Annotated in this window: 14 protein-coding genes; 1 reads left to right on the plus strand and 13 read right to left on the minus strand. The window is 45.9% G+C overall.

Annotated elements, in window-relative coordinates; all coding sequences use genetic code 11:
• Nucleotides 1-60: 60 nt before the first annotated feature.
• The 11 genes from GPK81_RS13090 to GPK81_RS13140 all read right to left on the minus strand — a co-directional run bounded on the left by GPK81_RS13090 (nucleotide 61) and on the right by GPK81_RS13140 (nucleotide 15,535).
• Nucleotides 61-1,401, minus strand: a complete 1,341-nt coding sequence (locus GPK81_RS13090; protein WP_021977876.1) for a cell division protein FtsQ/DivIB — start codon at nucleotides 1,399-1,401, stop codon at nucleotides 61-63.
• The gene (murA, locus tag GPK81_RS13095) at nucleotides 1,398-2,678 is read right to left on the minus strand and encodes a UDP-N-acetylglucosamine 1-carboxyvinyltransferase (protein WP_243003896.1); all 1,281 of its coding nucleotides are present in this window, start codon (nucleotides 2,676-2,678) and stop codon (nucleotides 1,398-1,400) included. Before murA ends, GPK81_RS13090 begins: the two co-directional genes overlap by 4 nt.
• A 27-nt stretch (nucleotides 2,679-2,705) precedes the next feature.
• Nucleotides 2,706-3,806 (minus strand): FtsW/RodA/SpoVE family cell cycle protein, encoded by a 1,101-nt coding sequence (locus GPK81_RS13100; protein WP_215707183.1) that lies wholly within the window; start codon nucleotides 3,804-3,806, stop codon nucleotides 2,706-2,708.
• Nucleotides 3,807-3,861: 55 nt separating this feature from the next.
• Nucleotides 3,862-5,217 carry a UDP-N-acetylmuramoyl-L-alanine--D-glutamate ligase gene (gene murD / locus GPK81_RS13105; RefSeq protein WP_021977879.1) on the minus strand — a complete coding sequence of 452 codons (1,356 nt, stop codon included), beginning with the start codon at nucleotides 5,215-5,217 and terminating at the stop codon, nucleotides 3,862-3,864.
• A gap of 14 nt (nucleotides 5,218-5,231) precedes the next feature.
• Nucleotides 5,232-6,188 (minus strand): phospho-N-acetylmuramoyl-pentapeptide-transferase, encoded by a 957-nt coding sequence (gene mraY / locus GPK81_RS13110; RefSeq protein ID WP_021977880.1) that lies wholly within the window; start codon nucleotides 6,186-6,188, stop codon nucleotides 5,232-5,234.
• A 63-nt stretch (nucleotides 6,189-6,251) separates the two neighbouring features.
• On the minus strand, nucleotides 6,252-8,018 hold the full coding sequence (locus tag GPK81_RS13115) for a peptidoglycan D,D-transpeptidase FtsI family protein (protein ID WP_021977881.1): 1,767 nt from the start codon (nucleotides 8,016-8,018) through the stop codon (nucleotides 6,252-6,254).
• A 66-nt stretch (nucleotides 8,019-8,084) separates the two neighbouring features.
• Nucleotides 8,085-10,154, minus strand: coding sequence for a peptidoglycan D,D-transpeptidase FtsI family protein (locus GPK81_RS13120; RefSeq protein WP_252196655.1), 2,070 nt, complete (start codon nucleotides 10,152-10,154; stop codon nucleotides 8,085-8,087).
• A gap of 31 nt (nucleotides 10,155-10,185) precedes the next feature.
• Nucleotides 10,186-10,755, minus strand: coding sequence for a hypothetical protein (locus GPK81_RS13125; RefSeq protein ID WP_215707184.1), 570 nt, complete (start codon nucleotides 10,753-10,755; stop codon nucleotides 10,186-10,188).
• 29 nt (nucleotides 10,756-10,784) lie between these two features.
• Nucleotides 10,785-11,720 carry a 16S rRNA (cytosine(1402)-N(4))-methyltransferase RsmH gene (gene rsmH / locus GPK81_RS13130; protein WP_215707185.1) on the minus strand — a complete coding sequence of 312 codons (936 nt, stop codon included), beginning with the start codon at nucleotides 11,718-11,720 and terminating at the stop codon, nucleotides 10,785-10,787.
• A 35-nt stretch (nucleotides 11,721-11,755) separates the two neighbouring features.
• Nucleotides 11,756-12,187: a division/cell wall cluster transcriptional repressor MraZ gene (gene mraZ / locus GPK81_RS13135; RefSeq protein WP_021977885.1), complete on the minus strand. Its 432-nt coding sequence runs from the start codon at nucleotides 12,185-12,187 to the stop codon at nucleotides 11,756-11,758.
• A gap of 303 nt (nucleotides 12,188-12,490) precedes the next feature.
• Nucleotides 12,491-15,535 (minus strand): glycoside hydrolase family 2 TIM barrel-domain containing protein, encoded by a 3,045-nt coding sequence (locus tag GPK81_RS13140; RefSeq protein WP_215707186.1) that lies wholly within the window; start codon nucleotides 15,533-15,535, stop codon nucleotides 12,491-12,493.
• 182 nt (nucleotides 15,536-15,717) lie between these two features.
• Here GPK81_RS13140 and GPK81_RS13145 point away from each other — a divergent pair, with 182 nt between their 5' ends.
• Complete coding sequence (locus GPK81_RS13145) at nucleotides 15,718-16,524, plus strand: helix-turn-helix domain-containing protein (RefSeq protein ID WP_021977887.1); 807 nt, start codon at nucleotides 15,718-15,720, stop codon at nucleotides 16,522-16,524.
• Between the two features lie 153 nt (nucleotides 16,525-16,677).
• On the opposite strand, the gene lgt is transcribed toward GPK81_RS13145, so the two are convergent.
• Entirely contained in the window at nucleotides 16,678-17,796 is a 1,119-nt protein-coding gene (gene lgt / locus GPK81_RS13150) for a prolipoprotein diacylglyceryl transferase (protein WP_215707187.1), read from the minus strand.
• Nucleotides 17,797-17,862: 66 nt separating this feature from the next.
• Nucleotides 17,863-18,960: a redox-regulated ATPase YchF gene (gene ychF / locus GPK81_RS13155; RefSeq protein WP_021977889.1), complete on the minus strand. Its 1,098-nt coding sequence runs from the start codon at nucleotides 18,958-18,960 to the stop codon at nucleotides 17,863-17,865.
• Between the last annotated feature and the right edge of the window lie 118 nt (nucleotides 18,961-19,078).

Raw genomic sequence — 19,078 nt, forward strand, 5'->3', positions numbered from 1 at the left:
AACAATCTCTGGCAAAATGCCCAAATACTGGTATTTATATAAGAAAGGATTTTTTTATCTTCACTGGTAATCGGACGCATCACTGTAATCTCCGTCCTGATTTTCGTCATAATTATCAGATCCATCACCATAATCACTATTGTAATCCGTTTCTGTATCAGTATCCTCATCCATATTATCCGTACTTCCATCCGAAGTGTAATCTCCGTTTTCGGAATCCTCTGAATTCGTATTCTGAGAATCGGAACTTCCGGTATCTGCGCTTTCGGAATCCGCATTTCCAGAGTCTGCATTCGCAGAATCTGTCCCGTCTCCGTTACCTTCTTCTGATGCCAGATAATCCTCAAGTGTTCCTACATAATTACCGTCACGGTCATATTCGCTGGTTCCATCATAACCGCCATCCTCACGGTATCCACCTTTCCAGTTTCCCTTGGCAGCCATACTCTCTTCCGTAGGTGCTTCTCCGACATAATTACCGTTGGCGTCATACTCACCGCTTCCTGTGTAGTCACCTTCTTCGTCATATCCGCCGATCCATTTTTCCTTTGCATATTCCAGATCACTCTGAGGCTTCGGCCCTACATAATTGCCATTTTCGTCGTATTCGCCCTCGCCTGTGTAATTTCCTTCCTCATCATAACCGCCTGTCCAGGTTTCTTCGGAATTCTGATTCTCATCCTGTTCCTGCTCCAGTGTTATGGTCTTGGAATTATCATTTACATTTTCAGCGTGGAGAATTCCTTTTTTTCCGGAAATCAGCGGAAGAATGGCAAGTACCCTGGTCATTTTGTCTTCCAGATACTCGTCCTTTCCAAGCTTGACCGTAATATCTCCGTAAACCAGGCTGATCTGCCCGTCATCTCCGAATTCAATATGATCCGGAACCTTGTCATTTTTTGAAAAAATAGTAGACAGAGCCACCGCTGTGTTCATCACAGTCTCATCCTTAATAGGAAGCTTCTCATTGAGAATTACTTTTTTTACTTTAATTCCGTCAAAAAACGGAATCTTCTCATTGCGTTCTGTGGAACCTTCCACAAAAACTCCATTTCTGTCAAAGTAAATGTAACTGTCCAGATAAGGAATACAGCCGACAATATCCTTCTCCTTCACACTGACACAAATGGTGTGACGGTTAAGTCTGGTCACTGTATAACCATCCACAAAAGGAACATCTTTTGTATTCTGTTTGGTGTAAAGAAGGGGTGCCAGAACAGAATTGGATGCCAGCGGCCCCCGAAGGACCATCTTCTTGATCTGTTTCTCAGAATAATGGCTACTTCCCATCACCTGTACTTCATCAACCTGATAATAAGTAAAAAAGAAAATAACACCTGCCAGCAGCAGAACCAGAATCATTCCGGCTGCTGCCAGCGAATTTTTTTTGGATTTTTTCATAAAGTTCCTCTGTCCTTTATCAGCAGACCGCCAAGCGCAGTCAAATCTTCACAGATATGTTCATAACCTCTTTCAATAAAGGAGCAGCCTCTGATCCTGGTAACCCCTTCTGCTGCAAGCGCCGCGATCACAAGTGCCGCACCTCCGCGGAGTTCCTCTGCTTCCACGATGCATCCCCGAAGTGGATAACCTCCGTGTACCACAGCCATTCCATCCCGGATCACAATCTTCGCTCCCATATGACAGAGCCATGAAGCCAATTTATATCTGTCTTCAAAAATCTTCTCACGGATTCTGCTTACCCCCGGAATCGTGACCAGCACTGCCATCGCAGGAGACTGCAGATCTGTAGGAAATCCCGGGTAAACGTCTGTCTCCAGAAGTTCAAGAGGAAAACCTGCATTTTTTCCGTTGACTATTAGTTTACCACCTATCCGGTGACATTGTCCACCCATTTTCCGATATACTTCCAGGATTGCATGCATTTCATCGATCGGCGGATTTTCCAGAATGATCTCTCCTCTGGTGGCCGCCGCTGCCATAAGATAGGTTCCGGCAACAATACGGTCCGGGGGAATCGTCCCGCTGCCGGGATGCAGTTTCTTTACACCTTCGATACAGATACTTCCATTTTCCAGAATTTCAATCTTTGCCCCCATCCCTGTCAGATACTGACACAGCCAGGTAATTTCCGGTTCGCGGGCACATCCCGTAAAAACGGTTTTTCCCTCTGCAAGAACGGCTGCCAGAATTCCCTGTTCTGTGGCTCCCACGCTGCTTTTGGGAAAAATCACTTCCGCTCCTTTCAGTTTTCCACAGGTTGCCTGAATCTCATTCCCGTTTTCCACGATTCTGGCACCAAGCTTCTGTAAAACCTGTATATGAAGATCCACCGGACGTTTGCCAATGACACATCCGCCCGGATAACCGGTCCGTGCTTTCCCATTCCGTCCAAGCATTGCCCCCAGCAGAATCACAGAAGAACGCATTTTTCCGGAAAAATATTCCGGTATCACGGTACCGTCCGCATGACTGCAGTCCAGATAAAGGTCATGATCCTCCCACCAGGTTTCCGCGCCCAGCTCCCGGAGGATTTTTTCCATCAAAAATACATCTGTGATCTTCGGACACTCCCGCAGTACACTGGTCCCGGAGCTTAAAAGGGCCGCCGCCATAACCGGAAGTGCCGTATTTTTTGACCCCTGGATCCGCACAGTCCCATGCAGCGGCCTGCCTCCGGTCACGACGATCTCATCGATCTCATTCAAGTCTTCCACTCCTAAAAGGGCCTCTTACTTTTTATTCTATGTGATTCTTCCATGTCTGTGACTGCTGACACTTAAAGCCAGCCCCATCTCCCCCAGAAGAAAAACAACGGAAGTTCCGCCATAACTTACAAAGGGCAGCGTGATCCCGGTATTGGGAATCGTATTTGTTACAACCGCAACATTCAGGACTACCTGGATCGACATATGTGCCATGATTCCGGCGCATAGAAGTGTCCCCTTAAGATCCCGGCAGTTCAGTGCCAGCATACAAAGCCTCCAGATCAGAAGCCCAAACAGAAAAAGTACCAGAAAAGCCCCCAGAATTCCCGTCTCTTCACACACAATGGAAAAAATCATATCATTCTGGGCTTCCGGTACAAATCCCAGCTTCTGCAGACTGTTCCCGAAACCTTTGCCAAAAATCCCTCCGCTTCCTATGGCATACAGACCCTGTATGGTCTGAAATCCTTTTTCATATTTTTCCGGATCCCTCCAAATCGCCAGACGCTCCAGGCGGTAACTTTCCGCAGCAAGAAAAACCGCAATAAATCCAACTCCTGCACTTCCCAGAGCCAGAAACTGCAGATATCTGGGATTGGCCACAAAGATCAGCATCACACCGATTCCTAGAATGATCACCGCCGTACTTAAATTATTGGAACCTACCAGGCCAACTACCGGGAGCAGGGTCATCATCGTCCTGCACATAAACCAGAACCCCGTTGTCTTGCTTTTTGTCCGGCTGATCTGCCATACGAGAAAAAGGATTACCGCAACCTTGGAATACTCCGATGGCTGAAATGACAGCGGCCCAAGGTTCAGCCACCGCTTCGACCCGTTAATCTCCTGTCCGAAAAGCAGCACTGCCGTAGAGAGAAAAAGTGAAAGAATATATGCGCCCGGTGCCAGCTTCACAGGAATGCGGTAATCCACCCTTGATGCCAGATACATAACAAGCAGCCCCAGTGCCGTGGCAAAGAGCTGCTTCTTAAAATAATAGGCAGAGTCGTGAAAACGCACTCTGCCATTATATTCGCTTGCCGAAAAAAGCGCCACCAGGCCAAACACAACAAGGATCAGAACCAGAACCCAGAGAACGGTATCAGTCTTTCCGGTCTGTTTCTGTTCTGCCTTCATGCTGTGGCCTCCACAGTGGTCTTTATTTCAGCTTATGTATGTATTTTTCGGATTATTACAGTGCTTTCACATATTCCTTGAACATGTCGCCACGCTGTTCGTAGTTATCAAACTGTCCCCAGCTTGCACAGGCCGGTGAAAGAAGAACCGCATCTCCTGGATTTGCTTTTTCCGCACAAATCTGAACTGCTTCTTTCAGATCCTCACAGAGGATGATGTCTGTAAATCCAAGACGTTCTGCCGCTGCTTTGATCTTTTCTTTTGTCTGGCCAATGAGAACAAGATAACGGACTTTTCCGTCGAAGGATTCTATCCACTCGTCATAGCTGGATTCCTTGTCATAGCCACCGCCGATCAGAAGAGTCGGACGGTTCATAGCCTGAATTCCCTTGATGGCTGCATCCGGGTTGGTTCCCTTGGAATCGTTGTAATAGGCAACGCCGTTCTTCTCTGTTACATACTCGATTCTGTGAGGAACTGCCACAAACTCGCATACGCTCTTGTGGATGCTTTCCACAGAAACTCCCGCATAATATGCCATGGCTGCTGCAGCCATTACATTCTCGTGATTATGACGGCCAAGGATCTTAAGTTCTCCTGTCTTTACGATCGGGATCTCTTCTTTTTCTGTTTTCAGAATGATCTGATCTCCGTCCAGATAGATACCCTGATCCAGTTTACGCAGGCTTGAAAAATATACCACCTTCGGAACGATGTTCTCACCGAATTTACGGAGGACTTCATCCTCATAATTCAGGACACATACATCTTCTGGTCCCTGATTCTTGGTAATCAGCTCTTTTACACGGATGTATTCTTCCATGGTATGATGACGGTTCAGATGATCTTCTGTAATGTTGAGGATCGCACTGACCTTCGGGCGGAACTGCTCGATAGTCTCCAGCTGGAAGCTGCTGATCTCCGCAACGGTTACAGAATCCTCACGCATCTCCAGTGATTTTGATGTATATGCAGTTCCGATATTTCCTACAACAAATACAGATTCACGGGCATCTCCCATAATCTTTCCAAGGAGAGCTGTTGTTGTTGTCTTGCCGTTGGTTCCTGTAATTGCAAGAACCTCGCCTTTTCCTGTACGGTAGGCAAGTTCTACCTCACTCCATACCGGAAGGCCTTTTTCGTAGAAGCTCTTTACCAGTGGAAGATCTGTTGGAACTCCCGGGCTTAACACTACGAGATCAAGACTTTCCATCTCTCCTTCCGGAAAAGCACCGGCCCAGATCTCCGGGGTGTATGTTCCGTTTGTTTTATGTAAAACCGCTTCTTTATCAAGGTTTTCATTTCCGTCATAGATTATCGGCTGTGCTCCTACACTTCCAAGCAGGTCAGCGGCACCAATGCCACTTTTTCCGGCTCCGAAAACGAGAACTTTTTTTCCTTTTAAATCCATTTTTCTGTTCCTCCTTATAATGCCAGGAGAGCGATCAGGCACATAATGGCAGTTACAACAGAGAACACTGCAACGACCCGTGTCTCGGACCACCCGCAAAGCTCAAAATGATGGTGGATAGGCGCCATCTTGAAAATTCTTTTTCCGTGTGTTGCCTTGAAATAGGATACCTGGATCATAACGGACAGTACCTCAATAAGGTAGATCAGTCCCACCAGGATAATAAACAGCGGCATCTGCATGGCATAAGCCACACCAGCCACAAAACCGCCCAGTGCCAGAGAACCGGTGTCTCCCATAAATACCTTGGCCGGATATACATTAAACAGAAGGAAGCCCATAAGGCTGCCTACAACCGCACAGGTAATCGGCTCCACACCACTGTTCATTCCAAGGGAAACAACAGTAAAAAATACTGCAACAATCAGGGTAACACTGGAAGCCAGTCCGTCAAGTCCGTCGGTAAAGTTTACTCCGTTTACTGTACCGATAACCGCAAAAAACAGTACCGGAACCGCAAACCATCCCAGATTCAGATAATGTCCGCTCCAGAACGGGATCTTCATAGTCAGGGATACGTTGGAATAATTTACAAGATAAAAAGCAAATACAGCTGTCACAACAATCTGCAGTGCCATTTTCTGCCATGGCAGAAGACCATCTGAACGTTTCAGGACTACTTTCAGATAATCATCCAGAAATCCGATCAGTCCAAATCCCAGGGTCAGGAAAAGTACCGGGATGATCATCGGATAATCTCTGATATAAAACAGTGATGTCACAGTTGTCGCAATGAGAAAGATCACTCCGCCCATGGTCGGGGTACCGTTCTTTTTCAGGTGGGACTGCACGCCCAGCTCTCTCTCTGTCTGTCCCATTTTAAGTCTTCTTAAAAAAGGGATAACAATCGGTCCTAATACAAGGCTGATCGCAAATGAGATCAGCACAGGGATCACAACATGAAACTCCATCCTCACACCTCTAATTCTTTCGTTTTTTTATACTTCTTCAACAGTATAAGGCTTTTCCTTTCATTAATCAACCCCATCTGCCCGGTTTTCCCCGGATGGAGTCTGCGTGACGGTCTTCGCAATTCCAAGATAGGGCAACACATTTTCAAAAATACTTCTTACTACCGGTGCGGCAATGATTCCGCCATAATACATGCCCTGAGGATTATGGATAATGCACAGGGCCAGAACTTTCGGGTCTTCTGCCGGTGCAAATCCCAGGAATGAAGAAATGTATCTGCCGGAACCTCTAGGCAGAGTCTGAGAGGTAGCTGTTTTTCCCCCGATGGAGAAACCTTCGATCCCGGCGTTTTTCCCGGAACCTTCTGAAACTACCGTTTCCAGAATCGTCCGTACTGTCCGTGAAGTTTCTTTGGACACGATCCCCGTTTCCACCGGATATTCCAGTGTCTGCACTTCTGTTCCGTCTGCGCTTTCCACACTGATCCCAAAATGAGGAGTGATCCGGTTTCCGCCATTGATGATCGCACTGACCGTTGTTGCCAGCTGGATCGGCGTGATCTGAAACGACTGGCCAAAGGATACGGTGGCAAGTTCCACCTCTCCCATATTTTTCGGGTTATGCATGATCGTTCCAGCTTCTCCCGGAAGATCAATTCCTGTTTTTTTCAAAAGTCCGAACTGTTTAAAGTATTTATAATAATTATCTACTCCCAGCCGCAGTCCCACCTCAATAAACACCGGGTTGCAGGAGTTCTGTGCACCCTCTACAAAGTTCTGTGCACCATGTCCGGTTCTTTTTGCACAGTGAATCCTCCGGTCCTCCACCACTTTATACCCCGGGCAGAAAAAACGATCTTCGGTTGACACAACCCCTTCTTCCAGTCCCGCTGCCATGGTAATGATCTTGAAAGTAGATCCTGGTTCATAAGTATCATTCAGACAGGGATTTCTCCACATCTGGTTCAGAAGATCCTGCTTCTTTTTTCCATCTGCTGCTGTTTCTTCTGTATTCAAAGTAAACGGATCATTCAGGTCAAATTCCGGAACATTGACACAGGCATAGATTTCCCCATTCCGAGGATTCATAAGAAGAATGGAGACCCGCTCCGCCTGTTTTTCCTCCATCACTTTCAGAGCCGCCTGCTGTACATATTTCTGGATGTTAACATCCAGACTGGTCCGCAGTGTATTTCCCGCCACTGGCTCCTTCCGCCGTTCTCCTGTCCCGTCGATCTCCACTCCACGTGCATCGGTAACTGTGAGAATTTTCCCGGGCTCACCTTTCAGGATCTCATCATATTTCACCTCAAGGCCAATGATCCCCTGGTTGTCACCCCCTGTAAATCCCAGCACTTTGGAAGCAAGGGAACCACAGGGATAATATCTTTTGTAATCTTCGTCCACTTTTACACCTGCAAGGGCATATTCACGAATCGCATCTCCGGTTGTTTTTTCCACATTTGTTCGAATTCTTTCAATAGAAGAAATTTTTTCTACTTTTTTCCGGATGATTTCTTCATCCATGGATAACTCTCTGGCAAGTACCTGAATCACTTTTTCCGGATCTTTAATCTGGCTGTGTATCACGGATACTGTACAGACTGTCCGGTTATCTGCCAGAATAGTTCCATTGATATCCAGAATTTTCCCCCTGGCCGCTTTGATATCACGTTCCCGTTCATGAAGATCATCTGCTTTTTTTGAATAATATTCAGACTGCGCTCCCATAAGGTACAGAAGCCTCCCCACAAGTCCCAGGAGAAGCACCGCACAGATCATAAAAACCACCCAGATTTTTTTCCTGTGGTAAACCATGGTCCGGATCATAAAAAAATCCCCCTCAGAGATTGTCATTGTAATATATGACGTTTCCCTGAGAGGGTATTCGAAATCTTATTCCAGGCCTGCCTCTTCATTTGTAAGGCCATCACTTTGCATATCATTGTTATCTTCTGTATCTTCGTCCTCAGAATCATCTTCCGGCGGGCTTGGAACGTTCTCATCGGAGATTGCTTCTTTCTGTCCGTCTGCGGCAGATCCTGTTGCGGAATCGCTGATTCCTTTAAAGATGTCCCACAGTTCTGTCGTCGGAACTTCACCGTCCTCAGCCTCATCCGGCTGTACATTCAGATATGGAAGCGCTTCGGAAAGAATTCCCTGAGCAATATACTGTGCATAGGTACTGCTTGCCTGATCCTCTACATTCGGCTCATCTACAACTACGTAAATTACAAGAGCCGGATCATCCACCGGCGCGAAGCCGATAAAAGATACCAGATATTTGCCATTGCCTCGCGGAAGCTTCTCGGCTGTACCGGTTTTACCACCGGAACTGTAGCCCTGAACCTTGGAAGTACGGCTGGTACCGTGATCTACACTGGCTGCCATATAAGACCGGATATCCGCAGATATCTTCTCGGAAATGGTCTGTTTCATCAGGATCGGAGAAATCGTCTTCACAATTCCACCGCTGCTGTCTTTGATCCTGGTTACCAGATGTGGCTGATAATAATATCCGCCGTTGATGACTGAACACATGGCGTTGATCTCCTGGATCATGGTCAGTGTATATCCCTGTCCAAAGGCGGAACATGCAAGCTCTGTCTCTCCCATGGTCTCGCTGGTATGGATTACACCGCTTCCCTCATTCGGAAGATCAATACCGGTTCTTGTTCCGAAATTAAAAGTACTCTGCGTTTTGAGGAAATTATCTTTTCCCATTTTCGCCGCGATCTGCATCATACCATCGTTGCAGGAATTGGCAATAACATCAGCAAGTGTTTCTGTTCCATGGGCATCGGGCCATACCGCACATTTAATAAATGTCGTAGCTCCTTCCGCACCAAAAGACTGTCCGCCATCGCAGACAAAATTATCTGTCTCGGAAATCGCTCCCATCTCAAGGGCAGAACTCATAACAATGGGCTTTACTACTGATCCCGGTTCGTATGCGTCTGTCACACAGAAATTACTCCACATTCCATTCAGGGCATCTACCGTTTCCTCATCGCTCATGGCAGCAATCTCACTCTCGGAATAAACATTGGAAAAATCTCTCGGATTATTCAGATCGTAACGGTCGCCGCCATCCATGGCCATGATTTCTCCGGTCTTGGGGTCCTCGATAATGACGCCGACATTTTTGGCTCCCATTTTTTCTTCGAAAGTATTTACATATTTCTCCACAATCTGCTGAAGTCCCAGATCAAGGGAAGTTTCTATGCTCTTTCCGTCGGTTGGTTCTATAATGGTCTGCTCTACATCGGAATTGTTGTTGATATATCCATACTGTCTTCCGTCAACACCGGTAAGCGTTGCATTGTAATAACCTTCCAGCCCGATATCTGCCACATCTCTGGAAAGTGTAAAACCAACGGTGTCACAGGCTGTTTCATTGAACGGATAGGATCTTAAATAGTCCTCCTCAAACCATACTCCTGTGATCTTGGAACGCTCTTTCTTCTGGGCGGCGGTCAGTTCGCTGTCATCCCCCGGGTTCTCATAGCTCTCGAAAGCTTTCTTATCATCCATGGAGATCTGTTTCTTAACGATCTGATACTGACTGCTCTTTGTGCTGTCATCGTCGAGAAGTTTACGCATCTCGTCCTCATCCAGACCCAGCACTTCCACCAGAGCCTTGATGGTCGGCTCCACGGAATCTTCATCCTTGTTAACTTCCAGACAGTCAAGAATCACATTATAAACTTTATTACTTGTTGCCAGAATATTTCCATTCCGGTCATAAATATCTCCCCTTTTGGCGGGGAGTGTCTGATTTTCATATTTCTGCTGTGCCTGGCTCAGCACCTGTTTTCTGTATTTGCTTCCGCTTGTGGCATTAATATAGGTAATTCTTGCCACCAAACCAACTAAAGCCAACACCACTAAAGAAAATAGTACTGCCAGCTTTTTTTTCATATTCTTATTAATTTTTTTTACCGGCCTGCGCCTTCTTGTACTCAATCGATCACCTGCTCAAAAAACTGTACATCTGTTACTTGTGCGTATTCACATCCTGATACTGTCTTACATAGCTGTTACCCTCGGTAACATATGTCTGTATCTGATCCTCAGAAGGATATTTCATCCCAAGCTCGCCGATTGCCTTTTTCTTGATCGCGCTGATATCAACATCAGAAGTAACCTGACTGTAATATGCATCGTTATCTTCCTTCAGCTGGGCAAGCTCAGATTCCAGATTTGCAACATTTTTCATACTCGCCGTGATTTCTGATTTTACCTGCAGATAATTGATGCAGGTAAATAATACCGCAATGGAAACCGCAGTGAGAAACAGAACGAAGCCTTTATTCATAGCCATCGCTTTTTCTCTGTTCCGCTGTATCTTCCTGTTCGCCGCCTGCTTCGCAGGTGTTACCGGAACTGCGGATTTCTGATTTCTCTCCCGGGCCAGCCGACGCCTTTCCTGTACATCGGGCAGATCAGTTCTGCGAGGAACTTCCTGTAACCTTTTTACCGCATTTCCCTGAACATACATTTCTCTGCTGTTCCTGACGGTATTCCGATTTCTTCTGGCTGTAGTCCCTCTTCCTGTCTTCGCCATTTGCCTACCTTCCATCTTTAAAAACTCATTTACAGCTTTCGTTCAAAAATACGAAGCTTCGCACTTTTTGATCTCGGATTCTCCTCCATCTCCTGTTCACTAGGAAGGATCGGTTTCCTTGTGATCACTTTACCTTTTGATTTCTTTCCGCATACACAAACCGGAAAATCCGGCGGACAGGTACATGGATTTTCATTTTTGCGGAAAATCGTTTTTACGATCCTGTCTTCCAGAGAATGGAATGTGATGATACAGATCCTTCCTCCGTCATCCAGAAGATCGATCATTCCGTCCAGAGAATCACGGAGCACATCAAGCTCTCTGTTCAGCTCAATGCGTATCGCCTGAAAAGTCCTCTTGGCCGGATGTCCTCCTGTAGCCTGTACTTTCATGGGGATGGCTCCCCTTATGATTTCTGTCAGTTCCCCGGTTGTCTGAATCGGTGCCTGCGCTCTGGCAGCCACGATATGTTTCGCTATATTCTTGGCGAATTTATCTTCGCCGTAATCGCGGATAATACGATAAAGTTCCCGTTCTTCATAGCCGTTGACAATATCTCCGGCTGTACGGCTCTGCCTTCTGTCCATTCGCATGTCCAGAGGAGAATCATACCGATAGGAAAAACCTCTCTCTTCGTTATCCAGCTGATAAGATGACACTCCTAAATCCAGCAGGATCCCGTCCACTTTCTCAATGCCACGGGATCTTAACTCATCTGCCATGTAACAATAATTGCTGCGAATGATTGTCGCCTGATTAAAGGCTGACAGCCGTTCACTCGCAGCAATTATCGCATCCTGGTCTTGATCTATGCCAATAAATCTCCCCTTGGCAGAAAGTTTCTTACACACCTCTGTGGCGTGTCCCGCTCCTCCTAAAGTGCCATCCACATAGATTCCATCCGGCTTTACCCTTAAGCCTTCAATGGTCTCATCGAGTAATACAGATTTATGCTTAAATTCCATATCCGTCTCCTGTGGGATTTCTACCTGCGCTATGCTCAAATGACGATTCCAATGTTCTGCATGCTCTCCGCAATGCTGTCCATGTCATCATAATTGCAATTCTCGCTCCACTTCTCCTTGCTCCATACCTCAATCCGGTTCAGATTACCCGTAAGCACCACATCCTTCTCCAGACCAGCGAATTGGCGCAGCGTCTGCGGCACCAGAATTCTCCCCTGCTTATCCAGTTGGCATGTCGTAGCTCCGGCTACAAAGAAACGTGAAAAGGTTCTTGCGTCTTTATTTGTAAGTGGTAATGCTCGGAGTTTCTCTTCAAAGGCAGCCCATTCATCCATCGGATAAATGGAAAGGCAACCATCGAGCCCTCTGGTCAGTACGAACTCTTCCCCTAAGAGTTCCCTGAACCTGGATGGGATGATCAGACGCCCCTTCGCATCGATCGTATGATTATACTCGCCCATGAACATGAAACCCACCTACTCTCGTGAAACACGATTCTCCCCTTCGTGTTTCCAGGGTGCAAATGGTGTGTTCTGCCACTCAGCCCCATTCGCTACCACTATTCACCACTTTCTACCACTTATGTAATCATTCTAAACTATTTACCATGAAAAAACAAGTGCATATCCAAGTTTTTTTTCTTTTCATGAAATATCCACAGGTTTTTTTTCAGCATGTATATTTTCTGTGCATTATTATGAAATAAAAAAGCTTCCGGATGGTTTCCGGAAGCTTTTTTTCAGCCTTTATGTTCTGTTTTTTTATGACATTTAAAGTCCTTTGAATACAAAAGAAAATTCCATTTTTTTATCGGTGTCAAGAAGATATTCCGGGTGGGTATAGGAACCCCAGCTGTCATCTCCTCCCACACCCATCTGTGCCTTTGCGGCACGGACAACAGTATAATGGATTTCCGGAAGTTCATATGGATGCATGGCATTTTCCATTTCATGAGGGGTATATGGAAGTGCGGAGAACATCATCGGGCCGTTTTTCTCATCCATCTCAAAGAGCATTCCCCTGCCCTTTCTGTCTGTGATCTTTGCCCAGCGTACGCCTTCTTTGCTGCCACATTCCTGCGGTACCAGATAACGTGCCAGATTGTCTGTCACCATATTCTCATAGATGCCAAGTTTTGCGCCATGTTTGCGGTCTGCATAAGTTTCCGCAGGTCCAAGTCCATACCACTTGACATGGTCATAATCTGCATTGAATTTAAAGAGTACACCAAACTCCGGCATATCCCCCAGTTCTTTTACCGGATCATAGGTCAGGGTAGTTTTTACCCTTCCATCTCCGAATACTTCGTAGGCAAGGCGGCACTCGCTGACCGGTGTCGTCGGCATGATGTAAGTAAAGGCAACCTCCACACTGTTATCATGGACAGTTGTCTCCGGGGCGTTGGACGGACCATACATTCCCCTGCGGAACTCTTTGTGGCTTGCGTACATGCTGGCAATCTTCCACTGTGCGTAACGCATCGGCATCTGATTTCCACAGTCATTATCTGTAGGTGCTCTCCAGAAATTCGGCTTCGGAATTGCCTCGATCATTTCTCTTCCTGCATATTTATACGAAACCAGCCCACCATTGAGAACGGAGAACATCACCTCAAAATTCTCTCCGCGAACGCCGATGTTGTGAAGGCTTCTCACGATCTCCACACCGGAAACCGGAGCTTTCTCTTCTCCTTCTACCTTGTAAACATACTGGCCAAATGCGACCTCATGTCCTGCCTCTGCCCAGAGTGTTTTTTCTCTGAGAAGGAAGGATACGGTCACTGTATATTCGCCCGCTCTCTGCTGTTTTCCAAAAGGAAGGGCGTATGTTTTTTCGCTTAACGGCTCTACGGATGTCTCCAGTGTCTCTGTACAAAGGACATGTCCATTCTTTGCAAGAGTCACTTCACAGCGGAACGTATCGGTATTTACAAACAGGTTTTTGTTGATAACTTTTACAGCATTTTCTGTTACCTCCGCAGTGATATTCTGGTAATTGAATTTGACCTCCTGCATCTTCGGAGACGGAGTTCTGTCACCGCCATATGCAATACCGTTTCCACTGAAATTATAATCCGTCGGACGCTCACCGAAATCACCGCCGTATGCCTGGAATTCTTTTCCGTAGCGGTCTTTTTTATAAATGGACTGGTCAATGTAATCCCAGATGAAACCACCCTGATATTTCGGTTCTGTGTCAGTAAGATCTGTATATTTATGCATTGCGCCACAGGAATTTCCCATTGCATGAGTGTACTCGCAGCAGATAAACGGCTTGCTGTCATCTTTTGCTAGGAATTCCTTAATTGCTTCTACAGACGGATACATCTGGCTTTCCATATCGCTGGTTGCATTATAGCTTCTGTCATGGAAAAGGCCTTCATAATGCACAAGTCTTGTAGGATCATTCTTACGATAAAATTCGGACATCTCAAAGATATCTTTTCCACCAAAGGACTCATTTCCACAGGACCAGATCAGGATTGCCGGGTGATTTTTGTCACGCTGGTACATGGAATTTACACGGTCCAGCATCATATCAAGCCATTCCGGTTTGTTGTGAGGAACAATATCTGTGTAGTCTCCTGTAAGTTCTGCCACATCCCAGGAACCATGAGATTCCAGATTGTTTTCCGCGATCATATAAAGGCCGTACTCATCACAGAGGCGGTAGATCGGAGAAGCATCCGGATAATGGCAGGTACGGATGGCATTGATATTATTCTGCTTCATAGTCACAATATCCTGGATCAGTTCCTCCCGGGATACGTGTCTTCCCGTGACGGAGCTGAATTCATGACGGTTTACTCCCTTAAACACAATACGTTTGCCGTTGAGGGTCATAATACCGTCTTTCATCTCAAAGCGGCGGAAACCGACTTTTTCAGGAATGATCTCCTGGAGCATTCCGTTCTCATCATACACTTCCATGTCAAGATCATAGAGATTCGGTTCTTCCGCACTCCAGAGCAGAGGGTTTAAAATTTCCCATGTACAGGTATCTTCACCGTCCAGAGCTTTTTCATCCTGCAAAAGGATCTCGCCTTTTCTGGAAAGTATAAGTTTCAGTTTTCCTTTTCCCCAGGTTTTTGTCACGATCTCAAGACTTGCTTTTTTAAGGGTCTCATCCGGAATCGCACGGATCTTAAGATCATAGACATGAACCTCCGGCACGGTATAAAGATAAACATCTCTGTAAATTCCGGAAAAGCGGAAAAAGTCCTGGTCTTCGCACCAGCTGCTGGCTGTCCATTTGAATACCTGGGCTGCCAGTTTGTTCTCGCCCTCTTTCAGATACTCTGTAAGCTCAAATTCTGAAGGGGTAAAAGAATCTTCACTGTATCCCACAAAAGTTCCGTTGAGCCACAAAGCCAGTCCGCTTTCTGCTCCCTGGAAAGAGATAAATACTCTTTTTCCTTTCATGTTTTCCGGCACATGGAAATATTTCACATAGCTTCCCACCGGGTTAAAACGCTCCGGGATCTGTCCCGGGTGAAGTTCCTCGTGACCTTCCCATGGATACTGGACATTGGCATACTGTGGTACATCATATCCTTCCATCTGGATATGCGCCGGTACATAAATATCTTCCCAGTCCTTGCAGGAATATGCGTCCTCCTCAAATCCTGCAACTGTACTTGCATAATTTCTTGCATAGTGGAATTTCCAGAGTCCGTTGAGGCTGTGGCGATAGGAAGTTTCCTCATCTTCCCGTTCTTCCTCACTGCGATAATACATGTGGTCCGAATGCGCTTCCATTCTTCCGTCACAGAAATACTGTGGATCTTTCACCAGAGAATAATCAAATTTTTTCATGTTTTCCTCCTGTCCGGCTTTTGTATTCCGGTAAATATTGACTGAATTTCCTGAAATACTGTGTTTTACAGTTGTATTTTCGTTACTTCATTTCTGTCTGTACATTATTATAGTATAAACTTAAAGATTATGGTATAATATGTTTCACCAAAATATATAACATTTAGAAACAGGTGAAAAATATGTCTATTTATTTCAGAAACACTCCCGTCAGTGCTCCGTTTATGTTTGAATCTCTTGGGAATCACTGGAACCAGGATAACATATCACGCCCGGATGGCTATCCCTACTACCATTATCTCCAGACGGAAAAAGGTACCGGACGTATCGAAGTCCGCGGGAAACAATATACCCTGGGTGCAAACGAGGGGATTCTCATCGCACCATCGGTTCCCCACTCCTATCACCGGGAATCCACCTCATGGATTACCATGTTTGCCACATTTACCGGGACTCTCGCAGGCAGTATCCCTTCTATGACAGACAATCAGGAAGTGATCCTCACCCCGAAAGAGCAGGGCTTAAATATCCGTAAACTGATCTCCTATTCCCTTCGAAAATACCACCAGCCGACACCGAATATGAAATCGCTTTCCTCGGACTGTTACAATCTTCTTATGAATTTCATGGACTGCGCTGCCTCTCCAAAAATCCAGGATAATCCGCTTTATCAGAGATATGTGCTCCCTGTAATAAAAGAAATCGAAACCAGTTACCAGAATGACATCACAGCCGCCGAGCTGAGCCAGAGTGTTTTTGTTTCTCCTCAGTATCTCTCCCGTCTGTTTCAGCGCTTCCTTGGCTGCTCTGTTTATGAGTATGTTACAATGTACCGTATCAGCCGCGCCAGAGAGCTCCTTCTGTCCAAACCGGATATGAAGATCCAGGATGTTGCCGGTGCTTCCGGTTTCTCCGATGCCAGTCATTTTATTGCCATGTTCCGTAAGATCACCGGGACCACCCCTCTGGATTTTCGTAAAATGTACTGATATTGCCATGGCACACACCTGCCCGGAAGTTCTTTTGTATTATATAAAAAAGCACTGTCCTGCAGGATATGTCCTTCTGACTTTTCCTGCCGGACAGTGCTTTCTTATGTTCTGAAATCGTTTCAGTTCTGATAGTATAATTCCAGAATGCGGTCAACTCTCTGACTGGCTTCCAGATTCTTCAGAAGGTCGCTCCGGGACTGGATCTGGTTGTCCAGTTTCTTCCGTTCCTCCTGCAGCTGCTGAAGAAGTGCTGCTCTGCGGAGGTTCTTCTCCTTCTGACGTATTTTCTCCTGACTCATATTTTTCTCCCTGTACAGTTTCTGTTTCCAGATTCTCCATTGCCTGTTCTCTTTGTTCTGCGGCTTCTTTTTCTGCCTGGTAATCTTTTTCGATTCTTCTCTTTCGTACCCGGGCACGCTTCCTCGCCATTACAAGCTTCACCGTAACGATCACTGTACATAAGACAAAAAGCACACCTGAAATCACTAAGGAAACATCAATTTCTGTTCCCGGAAAATATACCTTATCTGTGCGGAACCACTGGATCACAGCTCTCCCCAGACCATATCCCGCCAGATATCTCAAAAAAATCTCTCCCTGAAATACCCTTTTTCGAAGATGCATCATAAGCATCAGAAATACAAGCAGACACCAGAGACTCTCATATAAAAACAGTGGCTGCGCTATGATCCAGGATAATCCGTCTGCGGTCTGAAGATTTTCGCGCATCGCGGTAGTTACCTCTCCTGCTCTTACCGCAGTCAGCGGAATCTGCATGGAAAAAATATTATCTGCATATTCTCCGAACGATTCTCTGTTAAAGAAACTTCCCCACTTTCCTATTATCTGCCCGATAAGGATTCCCATACAGGCAAGATCTGCCATTTTCCAGAATGACTTTTTGCGGAGCCGGCAGTAAACCGCGCCGCTCAGGACTCCGCCCAGAAGGCCACCATAAAAAAGCATTCCACCGGATCGTACATTCAGGATCTGCCCCGGATCATTTTTGTACAGACTCCACGAAAAAGCCGCATACAAAAGCCTTGCACCGATCACGCCTGCGATCAGCGTTATGATAGTCAGATCCAGATATCCATCCGGATCCTCATGATTTCTTCTGGCTTCCAGCACCACAAAAAAGATTCCGAGGAGCATTCCGACCGCGATCAGAACACCATAGATCGTAATCTCAAATCCAAAAATCTCAAATGATTTCGGAACATAGTCCAAAACCAGTTTCAGGCCGGGAAAACGAATTGACATATCCATAAAATCACCTGTTATATATTCTTGATACCGATTTTTCTCTGCCCGTTAATTACTGACTGCTGATGATCAAACATTAAATCGGAATAAGATCACATCTCCATCCTGTACAACGTAATCTTTTCCTTCCATACGGACAAGGCCTTTCTCTCTGGCACCTGCATAGGAACCACAGTCCAGAAGATCCTGGTAATTTACAACCTCTGCCTTGATAAATCCGCGTTCGAAATCTGTATGGATCTTACCTGCTGCCTGAGGTGCCTTGGTTCCGATCTTGATCGTCCATGCTCTTGTCTCATCTTCTCCTGCTGTCAGGAAACTCATAAGTCCGAGAAGATGATAGCTTGCACGTACCAGTTTCTCAAGTCCTGACTCAGTAAGTCCCAGATCCTCAAGGAACATCTTTCTCTCATCCTCGTCCAGCTCGGAAATCTCTTCCTCGATCTGTGCGCAGATCACAAATACCTCGCTGTTCTGTTTGGATGCATACTCACGCACAGCCTGTACATGTGCATTATTTGCTCCATCATCCGCAATATCATCTTCTGCAACGTTGGCTGCATAGATCACCGGTTTCGCTGTAAGAAGGTTATAGGTTGCAAGCCATGCATCCTCATCTTCATTCTCTGTCTCAAGAGTGATGGCAAGCTGTCCGTCCTCCAGATGAGCCTTTACTTTTTCGAGGAATGTAAGCTCTTTGGCAGCCTCTTTGTCCATACGTGCTGTCTTGGTAACCTTGGCAATTCTTCTCTCAAGGATCTCAAGATCTGAGAAAACGAGCTCCAGATTGATCGTTTCAATGTCACGGAGCGGATCAATATTTCCATCTACATGGACAACATTGGAATCTTCAAAGCAGCGTACTACATGAACAATAGCATCTACCTCACGGATGTTTGCAAGGAACTGGTTTCCGAGTCCCTCTCCCTTGGATGCACCTTTTACAAGTCCCGCGATGTCAACGAATTCGATCACTGCAGGTGTTACTTTCTTTGATTTGTAAAAATCTCCCAGAAGATTCAGTCTTTCATCCGGTACCGTTACAACACCCACATTCGGGTCAATAGTACAGAACGGATAGTTGGCTGACTCTGCTCCGGCCTTGGTCAGTGAATTAAAAAGTGTACTTTTTCCTACATTCGGAAGTCCCACGATTCCCAGTTTCATTTCTCTATATTCCTCCTATGAATAACTTGATCTTACAGTATTTCACACGTAAAAAGAGCCTCAATACGGATGAATTATACCACACCGAAGCTCTTTTGTACACCTTATCTGTATCTTT

It is taken from the genome of Blautia sp. MCC283, from assembly GCF_018785565.1.
In the GTDB taxonomy this organism is placed as follows: Bacteria; Bacillota; Clostridia; order Lachnospirales; family Lachnospiraceae; genus Blautia_A.